The 16305-nt window shown below is 55.5% G+C and carries 14 protein-coding genes; all 14 read right to left on the bottom strand.

The window, feature by feature from the left end:
• Positions 1-97 precede the first annotated feature (97 nt).
• The 14 genes from O9139_RS12155 to O9139_RS12090 all read right to left on the bottom strand — a co-directional run bounded on the left by O9139_RS12155 (position 98) and on the right by O9139_RS12090 (position 16301).
• Positions 98-1675: a phytoene desaturase family protein gene (locus O9139_RS12155; RefSeq protein ID WP_270879738.1), complete on the bottom strand. Its 1578-nt coding sequence runs from the start codon at positions 1673-1675 to the stop codon at positions 98-100.
• Between the two features lie 159 nt (positions 1676-1834).
• Positions 1835-3175: an LLM class flavin-dependent oxidoreductase gene (locus O9139_RS12150; protein WP_270879737.1), complete on the bottom strand. Its 1341-nt coding sequence runs from the start codon at positions 3173-3175 to the stop codon at positions 1835-1837.
• A gap of 16 nt (positions 3176-3191) precedes the next feature.
• Positions 3192-4334, bottom strand: coding sequence for an N-methyl-L-tryptophan oxidase (solA, locus tag O9139_RS12145; RefSeq protein ID WP_270879736.1), 1143 nt, complete (start codon positions 4332-4334; stop codon positions 3192-3194).
• Positions 4331-5530, bottom strand: a complete 1200-nt coding sequence (locus O9139_RS12140; protein ID WP_270879735.1) for an amidohydrolase — start codon at positions 5528-5530, stop codon at positions 4331-4333. The genes solA and O9139_RS12140 overlap by 4 nt, the downstream gene beginning before the upstream one ends.
• Positions 5500-6555, bottom strand: coding sequence for an LLM class flavin-dependent oxidoreductase (locus O9139_RS12135; RefSeq protein ID WP_270879734.1), 1056 nt, complete (start codon positions 6553-6555; stop codon positions 5500-5502). The genes O9139_RS12140 and O9139_RS12135 overlap by 31 nt, the downstream gene beginning before the upstream one ends.
• A gap of 41 nt (positions 6556-6596) precedes the next feature.
• Positions 6597-7466 carry a LysR family transcriptional regulator gene (locus O9139_RS12130; RefSeq protein ID WP_270879733.1) on the bottom strand — a complete coding sequence of 290 codons (870 nt, stop codon included), beginning with the start codon at positions 7464-7466 and terminating at the stop codon, positions 6597-6599.
• 212 nt (positions 7467-7678) lie between these two features.
• Positions 7679-8221 (bottom strand): GNAT family N-acetyltransferase, encoded by a 543-nt coding sequence (locus O9139_RS12125; protein ID WP_270879732.1) that lies wholly within the window; start codon positions 8219-8221, stop codon positions 7679-7681.
• 47 nt (positions 8222-8268) lie between these two features.
• Complete coding sequence (locus tag O9139_RS12120; RefSeq protein ID WP_270879731.1) at positions 8269-10275, bottom strand: ABC transporter ATP-binding protein; 2007 nt, start codon at positions 10273-10275, stop codon at positions 8269-8271.
• A 12-nt stretch (positions 10276-10287) separates the two neighbouring features.
• Positions 10288-11181, bottom strand: a complete 894-nt coding sequence (locus tag O9139_RS12115) for an ABC transporter permease (protein WP_270879730.1) — start codon at positions 11179-11181, stop codon at positions 10288-10290.
• Positions 11182-12123 carry an ABC transporter permease gene (locus O9139_RS12110; RefSeq protein ID WP_270879729.1) on the bottom strand — a complete coding sequence of 314 codons (942 nt, stop codon included), beginning with the start codon at positions 12121-12123 and terminating at the stop codon, positions 11182-11184.
• 15 nt (positions 12124-12138) lie between these two features.
• On the bottom strand, positions 12139-13782 hold the full coding sequence (locus O9139_RS12105; protein ID WP_270879728.1) for an ABC transporter substrate-binding protein: 1644 nt from the start codon (positions 13780-13782) through the stop codon (positions 12139-12141).
• Between the two features lie 232 nt (positions 13783-14014).
• Complete coding sequence (locus O9139_RS12100) at positions 14015-15145, bottom strand: LLM class flavin-dependent oxidoreductase (RefSeq protein WP_270879727.1); 1131 nt, start codon at positions 15143-15145, stop codon at positions 14015-14017.
• Complete coding sequence (locus O9139_RS12095) at positions 15142-15690, bottom strand: OsmC family protein (protein WP_270879726.1); 549 nt, start codon at positions 15688-15690, stop codon at positions 15142-15144. The genes O9139_RS12100 and O9139_RS12095 overlap by 4 nt, the downstream gene beginning before the upstream one ends.
• The gene (locus O9139_RS12090; RefSeq protein WP_270879725.1) at positions 15687-16301 is read right to left on the bottom strand and encodes a thioredoxin family protein; all 615 of its coding nucleotides are present in this window, start codon (positions 16299-16301) and stop codon (positions 15687-15689) included. Before O9139_RS12090 ends, O9139_RS12095 begins: the two co-directional genes overlap by 4 nt.
• Positions 16302-16305: the final 4 nt, after the last annotated feature.

Below are 16305 nucleotides of genomic sequence, written 5' to 3'. Positions count from 1 at the left end.
GGGCAGCCCATGAGCTGGCCGGTCAGCTGCCTTTCTCCTGCTAATCCACATAATAGTGCCAAACGTGGCCCATCTTTTGTTTGCTTACGCGCTGCCTCTATTGAGACAGCAGCTTTTGGGCGACGATATAGCCGGATCCGCCGTTAATTCCATGCCCCGGCCATGTAGCAGCCCCAAGCATGAACAAGTTCGGCACTTCCGTCTGATGGCTCGGCTGCGCCGGCAGCGGGCGGAACAGATAGCTTTGCGCCAAATCATGCGAACCGCCGTACGGATCACCAGGGCCCGAGTTCGGGTTATAGCGCGCAATCGTATCTGGCGTCACAACCGCGTGACCGATAACCGCATTCGGAATGTTAGGGATATGCTTGCCGACGATGTTCAGCACACGCTCGACGAATCGCTCGGTGAGCTCCGGAGTCCAAGTGCCGTCGCCGACGTCGATTTGATTAGCAGCATCGCCTCGTGGACGGCAGGGCACTTCCAGCACTTGAACGCGCATGATCGCCTTGCCCGCCGGCGCACGGGTCGGATCGAGATTCGTCGAGCAATCGACCGTAAAAGTCGGCTTCGCCGGGAGCAAATCCGCCATACCTTGGGCAATCGCCTGCGTGAACCCATCGAGTCCATCCGTCAAATGCGGCTGGCCGACCTTGTTAAACCGCGCATCCGGCCAACGCGGAGGCTCGCTGAGCGCAAGATGGATCTGCACGCAGCCACGCCCGTAGCGGAACTGCTTCGCTTGCGCGCGCAGCGGAGGGCTGACTTCAGCGTCGGCGAGTAACGAGAGGTACAGCTGGTCAGGTCCCGTCGAAGCAACGACCGCCGATGCCGCCTGGTATTCCTCGCCGTCTGATGTCCGCACGCCAACAGCACGGCCGTTCTTGACCATAATGCGCTGCGCTAACACGCCGGTGCGAATGGTACCGCCCTGGTCTTGGATCAGCTGCACAAGAGCTTCCACAAGCTTCTCGCTGCCGCCCTCAGGGATGGGCATGCCGCCGCCCATCAAAGCCATGGCGGTAAGCGGGACCCAGATGCCGCTTCCGACCTCGTCAGGCGTACGACCTAGATGAGTGACCCACGACGCCAGCATCGCGCGAAGCGCAGTGGATTGAAAGGAGCTGACCACATTGCGTGCGGTCGTAAAGATAGAAGCAGCAAAATCCGAGTATCCCGACCGGCCTTTGGTGTGAAGAAGTTGATGAATGATTTCCGAGGCTTGGGGGCTGGAGAGGTCCAAATTAAAGAGGGAAAATACGTCGCCTGCATAAGGAGTGAGTGTTTCAAACATACGCGCCAGGACGGCGCCGTCCCCAGGTGCCAACCGCTCCGCTTCTGCGACTAGATCCTCCATCGAACGGGAAAACACCCCGGTTCGGCCATCCTCCATGGAAACACCGGTCGGAAGCTCTGTATTGATGTAACGGAGCCCGCGCGCTTCAAGCGCTTCCCGAAAATCTGCATAAGCGGGTCCCGTCAGCAGCAGCGGGTGGGCTGCCGCATACACGTCGTGCTTAAAGCCCGGAAGGGTGAGTTCTTCGGTGCGCAGGAAGCCGCCGGGACGATCGTTTTTCTCCAGCACGAGTACGCTGCGGCCGGCTCTAGTCAAATAGGCGGCGGCAATTAACGCATTGTGGCCGCTTCCAATCATAATGACATCATAAGTCTTCAATGTCATAGGCCTCCTTTTTAGGTTCGTTACATCTATTCTAACGAACGCTATGGGAGACGTAAGTCACTTCATGTCGATAGAATCGCTAGGGTACAAATTTACTTAAACGCAATAAAAAAAGCCCCGGCACGCAGCCGTGAGCTTCGACATCCATTCCACTTATTGTAAAATATATTGTTCTCCTTTGGCGTTACGGTTTTCAGGAAACGGCAATCCCAAGTTGCCACGCAGCGTATCCGCTTCATACTCCTCACGAAACAGTCCGCGCTGCTGCAAAATCGGCACCACTTGGTCGACGAATTCCTCCAAGCCCTTTGGCGTGGCGGAGCCTACAATAAAGCCGTCTGCGGCGCCAGCCTCAAACCAGTTCTGCAGCTTGTCAGCGACCGACTCCGGCGTTCCGATGAAGGAAGGCTTCGGTGTAGCGACACGCAAGGCCACCTGCCGCAAGGTCAGTTGTTCAGCTTTTGCCCACGCCTTCATGCGGTCTGTCGCGCTTTGGAAGCTGTTTTTGCCCAAATCTCCAAGATCCGGGAACGGTTCATCAAGCGCATACTGGGAGAAGTCATGATGCTCATAGAACCTACCCAAAAAGTCCAAAGCTTTATCTATCGATACCAGATTGGCGATTTCTTCGTATTTGCGTTCAGCTTCCTCGACCGTCCTACCGATAATCGGGCCAATTCCCGGCATAATCACGATTTCTTCTGGCTTCCTGCCGAACGCTGAAGCACGCTTTTTCACGTTGTCGTAATACTGTTTCGCCTCCTCCACCGTCTCTTGGCCGGTAAAAATGGCATTCGCCCATTTGGCAGCGAAATGCTTACCCGATTCGGAGGCGCCCGCCTGGAAAATAACAGGCTGCCCCTGCTTGGATCTCGCAATGTTCAGCGGCCCTTTTACGGAGAAGTAGTCTCCGGAGAAATTGAGCGTATGCATTTTCTCGCGATCGAAGAAGACGCCGGTCTCTTTGTTGCGGACAAACGCATCATCCTCCCAGGAGTCCCACAGTCCTGTCGCAACCTTCAAATATTCATTGGCGATCTTGTAACGCTCCGAATGCGTCGGATGCTGCTGTTCCGTTTTGCCGTAATTGAGCGCTGAACCTTCAAGCGGGGAAGTCACCACGTTCCAGCCGGCTCTTCCTCCGCTGATCATATCCAGCGATCCGAATTGTCGGGACACCGTAAACGGTTCGCTGTACGATGTCGATAACGTGCCTACCAAACCGATTTTCGAGCTGATGCCTGCAAGCGCGCTGAGAATGGTGATCGGTTCGAAACGATTCAGGAAATGAGGAATCGATTTCTCAGTAATATACAATCCGTCGGCGATGAAGACGAAATCAAACTTGCCTTCCTCCGCTTTTAGTGTCCATTTTTTATAGAGTTCAAAGTTCACGCTCGCATCTGTAATAGCATCGGGATGCCTCCATCCGGATATGTTCCCGCCAACACCGTGAAGAATAGCTCCCAGCTTCAGTTGTCTTTTCGTTCCCATCTCTTTCCCCTGCTTTCTATAACGTCTTCGAATTGAATCTCGATAAAGCGAATGGTTCGATGTCCACGATTGGGCTGCGTCCCTCAACAAGATCGGCCAAAACAGAACCGATGGCACTGGAGAATTTGAAGCCATGGCCGGAAAAACCGCCTGCCAGCCACACGCGATCGTCATTCGGATGCTTGTCGATAATAAAATGCTCGTCGGGAGTCAACTCGTATTTGCATACCGCTGAACGCAGCAGCTTGCCGGCGGCCCTTGGCATATAAGCTTCCAAAGTGCGCCGCAGATCCCCTTCGTCCTGCGCCAAGCTTCCGAAAGGGGCCGGTTCTTCTCCCGGCTGCCAAGACAAGCCGCCATCATGACGCCCCAGCTTAATCCCAGCGCCAGCAATGCTGGGAAAACCATAGTATCCGCCTTCTTCCGTATCCAGTGTGAATCCTGGAAAGGTCTCCGCCTCATAAAGCCCGGCCTCAGCTTGAAACCACGCGACGGTTTTCCTTACCGCGCGAATCGGCATCGACACGAACGGCTGCAGTGCTTGAAACCAAGCACCGGCACTGATAATCAACCGGCTGGCAGTGAACGTACCGACGCGGGTCTTGACGCGCACGCCTTCACCATCCGGTTCGATATGCTGAACCGGCGTATACGGCAGAAGCATGGCTCCATGGGACAGCGCCAACTGTCTATAGGCCGCTATGCAGCGCTCGCTGAATAGATAGCCTGCATGGGGCTCATACAGAGCTTCGTACGTTTCCGGCAGTCGGATTCCAGACCAGCGGCGCTGAACTTCCTCCGCTTCAAGCAGTTCCACCTGAATACCGGCACGGTCCGTATCTTTCAAGCGGCTCAGAAACTTGGACTTAAACCGGTCCGCCATATTGAGCACACCTGAACGGACAAGCAACTGCTCCCCGCTCTCCTCTTCCAACTCCCGCCATAACCGGTCGGCTTCCAAGGCTAAGCGGATATATATAGGCCCGCCACTGTAGGCATGCCGAATCAGTCTAGGCTCACCGTGATGGCTGCCCTCCGTATGAGGGGGATCGAAGGCATCGATGAGCAGCGTGCGGATTCCCCTCTTAGCTAGGTGATATCCTGTGCTCATGCCCATCGAACCGGCTCCGACGACGATGACGTCGAACGATTGGCTCATGCTCCCCCTCCTTCAGGCAGCTGCTGCGCTGCGAACCGGTTCAACTCCGCAATCGCCAGATCGGCGAAGAAGGCGGCGCTGGACGCCAGCGCCCGCTCATCGATATCGAAGGCCGGATGGTGCCATTCCCGCGGTCCGGCTGTGCCGACGAAAGCAAAAAATCCCGGCACCTGCTTCTGGTAAATGGCAAAATCCTCGCCGGCCGGAGAGGGCTTCGGCTCCACAACCTTGAATCCGAGCCGCTCTGCCGCCAGCGCAGCCGCTTCCGCCAGCGCCGCATCGTTGTTAACGGGAGGCGGGCCTTGCACCCAGCGGAGGGACGCTTTGGCCCCGTAGGCGGCCGCTACACCGTTCACCACTTCCCCGAACCGCTTCATCACACGAGCCCTCACTTCCTCGTCAAAAGTCCGTACCGTCCCGTCAAAAACCGCTTTCTCCGGGATCACATTCCAGGCCGTACCGCTATTAAGCCTCGTGACGCTAACCACCGCGCTCTCCAACGGGCTGACGTTGCGGCTGACGATCGCTTGCAGCGCCGTAATCACATGTGCCGCAACCACGATCGGATCGACGCTTGCCTCGGGAACGGCGGCATGAGAGCCGACGCCTTCAAGCTCGACCAGGAAGCCGTCGGCGGCTGCCATCAAAGGCCCGGACTTAATGCCGATCGTCCCTACAGGCAAATCCGGCTTATTGTGCATGCCATATATCGCCCGAACCCCCGAGAGCGCACCGCTTTGCACGACCTTGGCGGCGCCGGCCGCCTTCTCCTCCGCCGGCTGGAAGATGAGCCGCACCGTCCCCGGCAGCTCGCGCTCCCGCTCTTTCAGGAGGAAGGCGGCCCCCAGCATGGCGGCGGTGTGGAAATCGTGCCCGCAGGCGTGCATCACACCCGGGTGCTTGGAGGAGAATGGCAGCCCCGTCTCCTCGGTAATCGGCAGCGCGTCGATATCGGCCCGCAAAGCAATGACTGGCCCGTCTTGCAGCCCTCCTACCTCGGCGATCAGCCCTGTTTGTAAGGGAAATTGTGCAGCTGCATGAATGCCCGCCTCCTCCAGCTGTTTACGGATATAGACAGTTGTCTCATGCTCCTTGTGCGATAGTTCCGGATACTGATGGAGATGTCGCCGAATGTCGATCAGCCTTTGTTCAATGGCTTCGGCGCTCAGGACAGTCCTGCGGCCTTCTGCTCCCATGCTTGCACCTCCTCCGTGGCGAACGCTTCGTGAAGCAAGGTATACGATCGCTTACGCTGCTCGAAGCTTTTCAGGCTGCTGGAAACGACGATAAACTCCTTCACGCCGTAGCGGCGTTGAAGCTCAAGCAGCCTGCTCCGCACCGACGCCTTCGTTCCCTTAACGATTTGGGCTTGCTGCGTATCGATCGTATAAGCCTCGCTCGACTGCCTGCCATATTCCTCCGCTTGCTCAATCGTTCCGACCGTCAACGTTTTGCCGCTGGCCAGCTTGATTTTGAAGAGCTTATATTCTCCCGCCAGCTCCTGAGCCTCCTCCTCGCTATCGGCAACGATAACGGATAAAGCCAGGATCGGATGCGGGGAAAGTCCGTCTTTGGACTGGAAACGCTCGGCGTATACTTTGAACGCTTCAGCCGCTGCTTGCTCGTCGCTGTTGATAAAGAGAGCGAACACATAGGGCAGGCCCGACTCAGCCGCCGTTTCCGCACTCGCTGCGCTGGTACCAAGGACATAAATATCAGCGGGCTGATCCACTAAAGGGCCGGCCACGATGCCTGCAAGCGGATGTTCATCGGGAACCTGGTTGGCGACATAAGCTTGCAGCTCTTTCAATTTCTCAGAAAGTGTCGCCGGTTCCGTAACCCCCTGCTGCAGCGCCCGTGTCGAACGAGGAAGTCCGCCTGGAGCGCGGCCTACGCCGAGATCGACTCGACCGGGAGCAAGCGAGGCGAGAACGTTGAAATTTTCCGCCACCTTATATGGGCTGTAATGCTGCAGCATGACCCCGCCAGAGCCAATTCGGATGTGCTCCGTCTTCGCCAGCAAGTGCGCGATCAGCACTTCCGGCGATGAACCTGCAACCTTGGCGGAATCGTGATGCTCAGACACCCAGAACCGGTTATAGCCGAGGCGTTCCGCCAGCTGCGCCAGCTCGATGGTATGGGCGAACGCCTCCGTAGGCGCCTGCTCCGGCAGTATCGGGGTCTGATCCAAAATACTTAGCTTAAATTGTTGATTTCCCATTGTCACTCATCTCCATTATCATTGAATGATTCAAACATGATTCAAACCAACCGGTTTGAAAGCAAAAATTGTACGATATCCGACTGTTGGCCATTCAGACTAATAATATTGGTCTGCAATGCAACACCGGCCGCTTCTGTCACGTCGATAGGGGTCAGAATTCCATCGCTGACCTCCTTGCGCACACATAGCCCCGGCAGAAAGCAAATTCCAGCGCGATTCAGCACCAGCTTCTTGGCGGTCTCAGCATTGTCAGTATGTATCTCAATAGCCGGAGGCATATTCAAATTTTGAAACACCCAATGGATCCTCATCCAATCGAGCGAGCCGCATTCGAAGAACACGAACGATTCTTCCGCGAGCTGATCTGCGGAAATCGTCGCGCTGCCCGCAAGCGGATGGTCCGAATGGGTATACAACCGGATCGGGTCGACGTAATATTTCACCGACTGCAGGTTCGGATGGCTAACATGCCGGACAAAGCCGATATCCAGCTCGCGGTTCAGCACTTTATTGACGATATCGTCGGTTATGGCGGTCGTCAGCTTAATCTGCAGCCCGGGATATTCATTTTTCAGCTTGGGCAGCAGCTCCGGAATCATATAATTTGCCGCTGATGCGGTGCAGCCGATGCGCAGCTCGCTCTGAATCGTCCGTTCCCGCTGAATATGCTGCTTGCCTTTGCGGAAAATTTGCAGCAGCTGCTGGGCGTATGGGAAGAACTGCCTGCCTTTCTCCGTGAGCTGAACTTGCTTGCCCATCCGGTCAAAGAGTTTGCAATCGAGCTCCCGCTCGAGCGATTGAATCCTCGCCGTTACCGAGGGCTGAGATAGGAACAGCACTTCCGCAGCCTTGTTGAAACTGCCGTAATGAAACACATACACAAAGGCCTCAATGTTCTCAATGTTCATAAGCATTTCTCCTGATCGACGTCTTATAGGAATGATCCCGCAACAGCAAAAAAGACCTGAAAAGCTATTCGCCCGACCGAATGGTACGACCGATGACAAGCTTCGCAGATCTCCGGATGCCCGGTTGACAGCTAACGTTATTTCCTACAATGTACCGATAAATACCAAGTATGTCAATCGGAATTTAATGTTTTGATGCAAATATAGGTTTCCTATGCCTCCAGTGTGAGATGTGAAGCCTCCTCCAGCTTCAGTCGATAGCATTTGACAAGCGTTTCGCCATTCTGGATATCTTTATCGACTGCCCTCTCGAATCCGAGCCGTTCATACAGTTTGACGGCGGACGCCATCATATCGGAAGTATGCAGATGCAAGTAAGGCGCGTTCAAAGCGCGCGCCCTGCGCACGCCTTCCCGCAGCAATGCAGTCGCAACTCCCCTGCCCCGCGCCCAAGGAACGACGGACAGCAGCCGCAGAATCGGACCTTCAATGTGCAGCGCAGGCAATCCATAGGCGCGTTCAGAGCCTACAAACAATAAGGCGCTCCCGACAATCCGGCCACCCAGCTCCGCCACGAGGCGGGCTTCCGGTCCGTCGCCTTCGACAGATCGCGCGATCGATTCCCGATAAGCGTCCCACCGGTCTTTCGGCAAGTCAGAGGCATACTGCTCATAAGCGGCAAGTGCTACGCTGCGGATCGCCTCCTGATCGGCAGCCTGTGCATTGCGGATACGAAGCGTTTCGAAGACTCCCATAGCCAGCTCAACCTCCATGACAGATCTTTATTAAACTAAAATGACTACTACAACGGATCATGGCAGGCTACGAAATGATCGGAGCCGATGGCCCGCAAAGCCGGCGCCTCCACGGCACATCTCGCAGTGGCCGCTGGACAGCGTGTGCGGAAGCGGCAGCCGGAAGGAGGGTTCGCCGGAGACGGAATCTCTCCCTCGACGGAAGCGAATTCGCGCCGGCGATTCGGGTCGGGAATAGGAACAGAAGCGATCAGCCCTCTCGTATAATGGTGCGCCGGACGAAGGAATAGCCGCTCGCTTGGCGCAATCTCTACCAGCTTCCCTAAATACATGACGCCGATCCGATCCGATACGTATCGAACCACGTTGAGTCCGTGCCCGATGAAGAGGAGCGTCATATTCAGCTGCTGGCGCAGGTCCTGAAGTAAATTGACGATCTGGGCCTGCACCGATACGTCGAGGGCGGACACAGCTTCGTCTGCGAGAATGAACTTCGGCCGCAGAGCGATGGCTCTGGCGATGCCGATCCGCTGCCGCTGTCCGCCGGAAAACTCATGCGGATAACGATCATACGCAGAGGGACTCAAACCAACGAGCTGAAGCAGCTCCTCTACCTGCTCCCTTTTTTCACTGGGGCGGACATTACCATGAACGGCAAATGGCTCGCCGATGATGTCGCCGACTTTCCATCGCGGGTCCACTGAACCGTACGGGTCCTGGAAGATCATCTGCATATGCTTTCTCGCTTCACGCAGCCGAGCGCCGGACAACGCTGTCAGCTGCTGATCTTCAAAGCGCACGGAGCCGGAGGTCGGCCGCTCTAATTGCAGCATGACCCGCCCCAGCGTCGACTTGCCGCTCCCCGACTCGCCGACCAGACCGAACGTCTCCCCTTTTCGGATGGAAAACGACACATCATCGACGGCCTGGATCACCTTGTGAGCCCGCGAGAAGAACGACCCGCCTACAGGGTAATGCTTCGTCACATGACTCAGCTCGATCAGCGGCTGCAGCGTCCTATCCGTCTCCCCAACACGCATAGCTCCGATTACCTCCGTCTTGCCCCGCTCAGAACCCTCCAGCAGCTGCCCAACGTTCCAGCAGGCTGACTGCCGGCCATCGCGATCTTGCAGCTCCGGTGCCTCCCTGGCACACCGCTCCGAAGCATAGGGGCAGCGAGGATGAAATCTGCAGCCTTCAGGCAGGTCGGCGAGACCCGGAATCGAGCCCGGTATGGCATAGAGGCGCTGCGATTTGTCGCTGTCCAGCGTCGTGATGGATTGCAGCAAGCCTTGCGTATAAGGATGATGAGGCTGAGTAAAGAGCTCCTCAGCAGTCGCCTGCTCAACGATCTTGCCCGCATACATGACCACAATCCGATCGGCGATCTGGGCGGCAATGCCGAGATCGTGGGTGATCAGCAGGACGGACATCCGGTATTCCGTCTTCAATTCTTGCAGCAGCTGCAGGATCTGTGCCTGGATTGTAACGTCCAGCGCCGTCGTCGGCTCATCGGCGATGAGCAGCTCCGGCTCACAGCTGAGCGCCATGGCGATCATCGCCCGCTGCAGCATGCCGCCTGACAGCTCGCCGGGGTACGCCTTCATCCGCAGCTCCGGCTCGGGAATGCCTACACGGCGAAGCAGCTCGACTCCGCGCTGCCAAGCCTGATTGGCCGTGCTGTTGTGGTCATGCCGGCAAATCGTCTCCACGATTTGACTTCCGATGGTAAACACCGGGTCAAATGCCGCCATCGGCTCCTGGAAGACCATGGCCATTTTTTTACCCCGCAATGATTGCAGGGATAGCTTAGAAAGATCCGATATATCGATACCATCCACTTTAATCGCACCTGACGTTATGGAGCCGTTCTCCTCGTCGATAAGGCGCATGATCGCTTTGGAGGTGACTGACTTCCCGCTGCCCGATTCGCCTACCAGACAGACGATCTCACCTGACTCAATCGAAAAGCTAACGTCATGAATAGCCTGAAGCGTGCCGCGTGCGGTGGCGAAATCGACGCTCAAACGTTCAATGTCCAGTATGTGACTCATCCTGCTTCCCTCCTAAGTGCGGCTTTTTTTCGGGTCCAGCGCGTCCCGCAGCTCATCCCCGATGATATTAACCGCAAGAACGAATAAAGTAATAGCTAAGCCGGGAAACGTACAAATCCACCAGGCGACGGACAGATAGCCCCGTCCTTGCGAGAGCAGCGCGCCCCAATCAGGAATCTCTTTCAATACACCTAGTCCGAGAAAGCTCAGACCCGATCCTGTCAAAATTGAAGTGCCGACGCCGATAGCAGCCATCACGAGCAAAGGTGACAGCGAATTCGGAAGTACATGTTTCAAAAAAATGGAAAATTCACCGGCTCCGATTGAACGCGAAGCCACGACAAAGGAGCGGCTCTTCATGCTTAAAATCTGGCCACGCAGCAATCGCGCATAATTGGGAATCGAGGCCAAGGCTACGGCCAGTACAATGTTCCATAATCCGGGGCCCAAGACAGCCGCAACGGCCAAAGCAAGCAGGACGCCGGGGATGGTCATGACGATGTCGATGATTCGCATCAGCATACTATCTACCCTGCCGCCGAAATAGCCCGATATTGCGCCGATCGTCCCGCCGGCGAGGCTGCCGACGATCACCGAAGCAAAGCCGATGAACAGCGACTCTCTGGCTCCATATACGATAACGCTAAGGACATCCCGGCCGAAATAATCGGTTCCCAGCCAGTGCGACTTGCCCGGCGCCTCAAGGATATGATCCGTCTGCATATCGGTCGGCGAATAAGGGGCGATCCACTGCGGCACAAGCGCACAGGCGACAAGGACGGCAATAACCAGGACGGAGGCGAACAGCAGCCCTTTCGGCACAGACCATTGCGGGAAGGCGCGTGAACGTGCGGCGACACGGCCTCTTACCCGACCTATTATTTTTACAGTTGCAGCAGTCCTCATTTAATTACCTCCTACACGCTGGATACGTCTGACCCGTGGATCGATGTACGCATACGAAATATCGACCAAAGCGTTCACAATGACATACACAATGGCCGTAAACAGAATCACACCTTGGACGACTGGCAAATCTTTGGCCATGATAGCATCGGAAATAATTCTGCCGATCCCTTGGCGGGAGAACACCGTTTCGATCACCACGGTGCCGGCGAGCATCTCCCCAATCAAGATCCCCATCATCGTCACAGCGGGAATGAGCGCGTTGCGCAGGGCGTGCCGGTACATCACAGCCCGCTCCCGCAAGCCTTTGGCCCTCAGCGTAACAATGAACGGCTCGCCTAACACTTCCAGCATCGAATTGCGGACCATCCGGACGATGAAGCCGGCGCCGAGCATACCGAGCGTAAGCGCCGGGAGGACGACCGTCTCGGGTCCGTCCGATCCCATCGCCGGCAGCCAGCCGAGCGAAACGGAGAAGATCAGAATCAGTAGAATCCCCGACCAGAACGTTGGCATTGAGATGCCGAACAGTCCGACGATTCTGGCGACAATATCGATCGTTTTATTGCGGTGAATTGCCGACAAAACGCCAAGTACAACCCCGACGGCAATGGAAACCATCGATGCTGATGCGGTCAACAACAATGTGGCGGGAAAATGCGTCAATATCTTCGGCAGCACCGGATCTGAGTTCACGAGCGACTTGCCGAAGTCCCCCTGGAGGACATGACTGAAATATTGGATAAACTGCTCGTAGAAAGGGCGGTCAACCCCAAGCTGCCTGCGCAGATTGGCGATCGCTTCAGGGCTCATCGCGCTCGGATCTATCATATTCATTACGACGTCACCGGGCAGCACGTACAGAATACAGAACACCAGCATGGAAGAGCCTAAGACGACGCCCAGTGAGCTCAACAAGCGAAAAGCTGCTGCTTTGATCATCTTTCGCGGCCTCCTCTATTTTTTTACGAGTGAAACATCATTAAATAACGGGTAGCCGAGCGCATCAAATTTCAGCCCGTTCAAGCTTTTGGAAGCCGCCACCGTATAAGGGAACACGTAGATAGGCAGGATCACCGCATTATCAATAATAGAGTGCTGCACCTTTTTATAAATCTCTTTTCGCTTCGCCGTGTCCGTCTCCACAACCCCTTGCTCGAGCAACTGATCGACCTCAGCGTCCGACAAATGGGACAAGGAAGGGCGAACATTCGGCGCTGTCGTATGATAAAACGAATTGAGCGCCACCGGGTCTGAGTTCACTTGGCTGTTGCCGTATAGATCATAACCTTGATTCGTATAAACGACCGTTTGTACGTCTTTCGTAATCTCCACTTCCACGGCAATGCCGACTTTTTTGAGCTGCTGCTGGATCATGGCCGCAATGTCATTGCGTTTTTCGCGGTTGGGGGACCCGTCGACATAGTGCAGCGTCAGTTTCTTTCCGTCCTTCTCGCGAACCCCGTCCGCTCCCTTCACCCAACCCAGTTCATCAAGCAGTCGGTTGGCTTTATCCAAGTCCGGCTTGATCGCATTTTCCAGGGAAGCATCGTACCCGAATGCGCTAGGCGCGAGAGGCGACCAAGCCCGCTGATACGTGCCGAGGTACAGCGTCTTCACAATCGCGTCAATATCGACAGCCGATTGAACAGCTTGCCGGGCTTTCACGTCGTTCCACGGCGGGCGGCTCTGATTAAAAAACAGCGTGTACGGAAGTCCGCCTGTATTCACCTGCAGCAGCTGCAGCTTGGCATCGTTTTTGAGCGATACGATGTTTTGCGGTGGGACCGTCTCGGCGGCAGTGACCTGACCGCTTTGAACGCTGCCGATGCGCGTCGCTTCCTCTGGGATGATTTTGAACGTTATGGCGTCCAGGTACGATTTCCCTTTATTGCTGACGAGCTCCGGCGCCCAGTTGTAATCCGGGTTGCGCTCGAACTTAATCTCAGCGTTGTCTTCCCATTTCACGAATTTGAATGGCCCGGTGCCTACTGGATTTTTGCCGAATTGATCGCCGTACTTTTTGGCAGCCGTTGGGGAGACGATGCCCAGCATCGCTTGGCTCAAGTTGCCAAGAAAAGCGACGGACGGCGTTTCCAAATTCAGCTTAATCGTATACTCGTCTATGACTTCGGATGATTTATACGGTTTGAGCAAAGCCGTTGCATTGGCTGCCTTCGTCGCCGGATCGAGAATGCGGTCAAAGCTGTATTTGACGGCTTCGGCGTTAAACGGCGTGCCGTCGTGGAACTTGACGTCTTTTCGCAGCTTGAATGTGTAGCTCTTCCCGTCCGGGGATATCGTCCATTCGGTAGCCAGCCACGGCTTGATCGTGTTGTCGGGCAGCTGGACGACCAAGCTGTCATACATCGTTCTGAATACACGTACAGCTACAGCTAAGCCGGAGCGATGCGGATCGAGCGAGTCCGGCGAAGTGGCAAGTGCGTACGTAATCTCACCGCCCTGTGCGGCCGCCTGTGTCGTAGCTCCTGCGGAAGCTGCTGTTCCCGATTGCGACGCCGGTTTGTCTCCACACGCCGACAACACCAAAACAATAACCATCATCAACGCGAATACTGTGACCCATTTAGACCTTCTCATAGACCTCCATCACCCTCCCGATTCACCCAATTCTAATAATTCCTATTGGTTATCTATGAATTAGTTTTACTCAATTTACCACCGCCCACAGTCAGCGTCAACACATCCCATTCCAGAGATCTTCTATCCGTGGATAGAAGATTTCTATAGGTCCCGCTGCGGATGCGGTGACACAGCAAAACCAGCCTTCTTCTCCTCCAGAAGACTGGTTACCGTGTTCCTATTCGCTTATCTACACGCGAAGAACGCTTTCAGACCCGGCCTTCGACGACGATGGCGATGGAGATGGAGACAGTGATGGCGCCTGAACCACCCCCTGAACCGGAGGCCGGCTCCATACCGTGCTGGGAATCTCCTTACGCAAGATAGGCGCGACCTCCTTGGCGAATCGCTCGATCTGCTCGCGCTGTTCTGTTTCCGTCAATCCGTCGACGCTGATCGACAACACCTGATGACCATAAGCCTCATGGTATTTCAAAATCTTCTCAACGACACTATCGGGACTGCCGACCAGGATCGGACCGTTCGCCAAATTGTCCTCCAAACTCGTGAACGGCGATTGGTTATGCTTCGCCGAATCCGTCGAATGGAAAGCATTGTAATAAGGACGGTACCGCTCAATGGCTTCCTCCCGGGTATCAGCCAAATACAAGCTGCCCGCCCCCGCTCCGACAATTGCTTGGCTCGGATCGTGCCCATAATGCTCCAGCCGTACGCGGTAATGGTCAATCAGCGCTTTATATTTAGCCATCGGGTGAAACGAATTGGACGAAAAGATCGGTTCCCCGTATCGAGCGGCCAGTTCCGTTGACAACGGACTGGAGGCGCTGCCGTGCCATACCGGAATCTGCGGCTGGTAAGGCTTCGGCAGTACAGTGACTTCGTTTAATGGAGGGCGGTATTTGCCCGCCCACGTCACTTGCTCTTCGCTCCACAGCCGCTTGAGCAGCGCATACCGCTCTGCCAGGGAATCCCACTGCTCCTCTTCCGTGATGCCAAAAAGCGGGTAATGGCGCGGATCATTGCCTTTGCCGATAATCATTTCGAATCGACCGCCAGACAAGTGATCCAGCGTTGCGTAATCCTCCGCCACCCGAACCGGGTCGAGTACGCTGAGCACCGTAACCGTCGTCAGCAGCCTGATCGCGTTCGTTCTGGCGGCAATAGCCGTCAGCAGCACTGGCGGAGATGCGGATAGAAATGGAGGGCCATGGCGCTCTCCAATGCCGTAAGCGTCAAAGCCCAACTGCTCGGCAAGCATCGCTTGCTGGACGATATTTTGAAACTTTTGCTGCGTGGTCAGCATTTGTCCGGTTACTGCGTTGGGAATGTTCATCACTAAGCTGAACAAGGCGAATTTCATAGACGCTCACCAGTCTTGCTTTGTTCTGCCACCAGTTCTCCCTGAATATGCTGCGGATGCTTCAAAAGATTGAAAACCGGGCATACCCGCTCGATTTCTTCATGAAGCGCCTGCAGCGTCTCCAGGGACTCCTCCGATTGGATGTAGAGCTTGTAGCGAATATTGTGCGGGTACACCGGAATATGCTCATAACCGGGTCTGCCGGCAAGCGGATGCATCTCCCCCTCGACCTCAACCTCCAGTGATTCGAGCGAAACGCCACGCTCCGCAGCTTGAATGAGCGCAATGTGCGTTAAGCAGCTGCTTAGCACGCCAAGCTGCAGCTCAGGCGAAGATGGGCCCAGGTTGTAACCCGCAAAGTCTAACGGACTGTCGCTGATGACTTGAAAATCACGGATGCGAATTTCTCTTACCCCGCTGCGTCCAAGCGCTCTTGCTCTGGCACTGAATCGATTGGCGGCTGCTTCCGGCTGCTGTTCCGCCTTGGCTCTGCGAGCGAATAAAGCTTCCCGTTTTTGAAGCAAATACTCATTCAAGCGGCTCATCGGGACGCCTCCCCGATAATCTGTTTCAGCACATTCACGATGGCCGTCTTTTCCTGCTCGCGCACTTCACCTCTTTGTTCTTTCAAGTAGGAGAGCAGCGGCTTCTTAACGTCGTCTTCCAGTGCTGATATCGCTTTTCCACGGCCGTCCCACTCCGGGTGCTCGTTCCAAAAAGCTTCTTTCCACTCGCCGAGAAGCTCCGTAATTTCATCCGGCCGCTCGATGAACACTCCAAGCTCCTCGCCGTTTTTATCAAAGAAAATATAGGTCGGAATGTGACTCTTGCCGTCTCGATACGGATAGGCTGCGGCAATGTCCGTATTGTGCGGATCGCGGGGAAGCACATGCACATTCAACTTCCCGGTATCTTGGGCAATCCTCCCGAACAGCGGCAAATTGGCGACGACATCCCCGCACCAGTCATGGGCAAGGACAAGAACGTCAACAGGATCTTGCAAGTTGTCAAAGTAAGACCTCTCTTCAGCGCTAAGCTCAAATGCTGCAAAATTTCGCTGCAATGTGTTCTGATTCACTTGTGCCTGCTCGATAAAAGATGGCACAGAGACCGCGTCGCGAAATGCCTGCTCTCGTCTTTCTTGGGAAATAGCCACTATA

The sequence above is a fragment of the Paenibacillus aestuarii genome (assembly GCF_027789125.1).
GTDB lineage: Bacteria > Bacillota > Bacilli > Paenibacillales > NBRC-103111 > Paenibacillus_E > Paenibacillus_E aestuarii.
The sequence above is the reverse complement of the archived record's forward strand: the minus strand, read 5'-3'. Positions and strand labels throughout refer to the sequence as shown.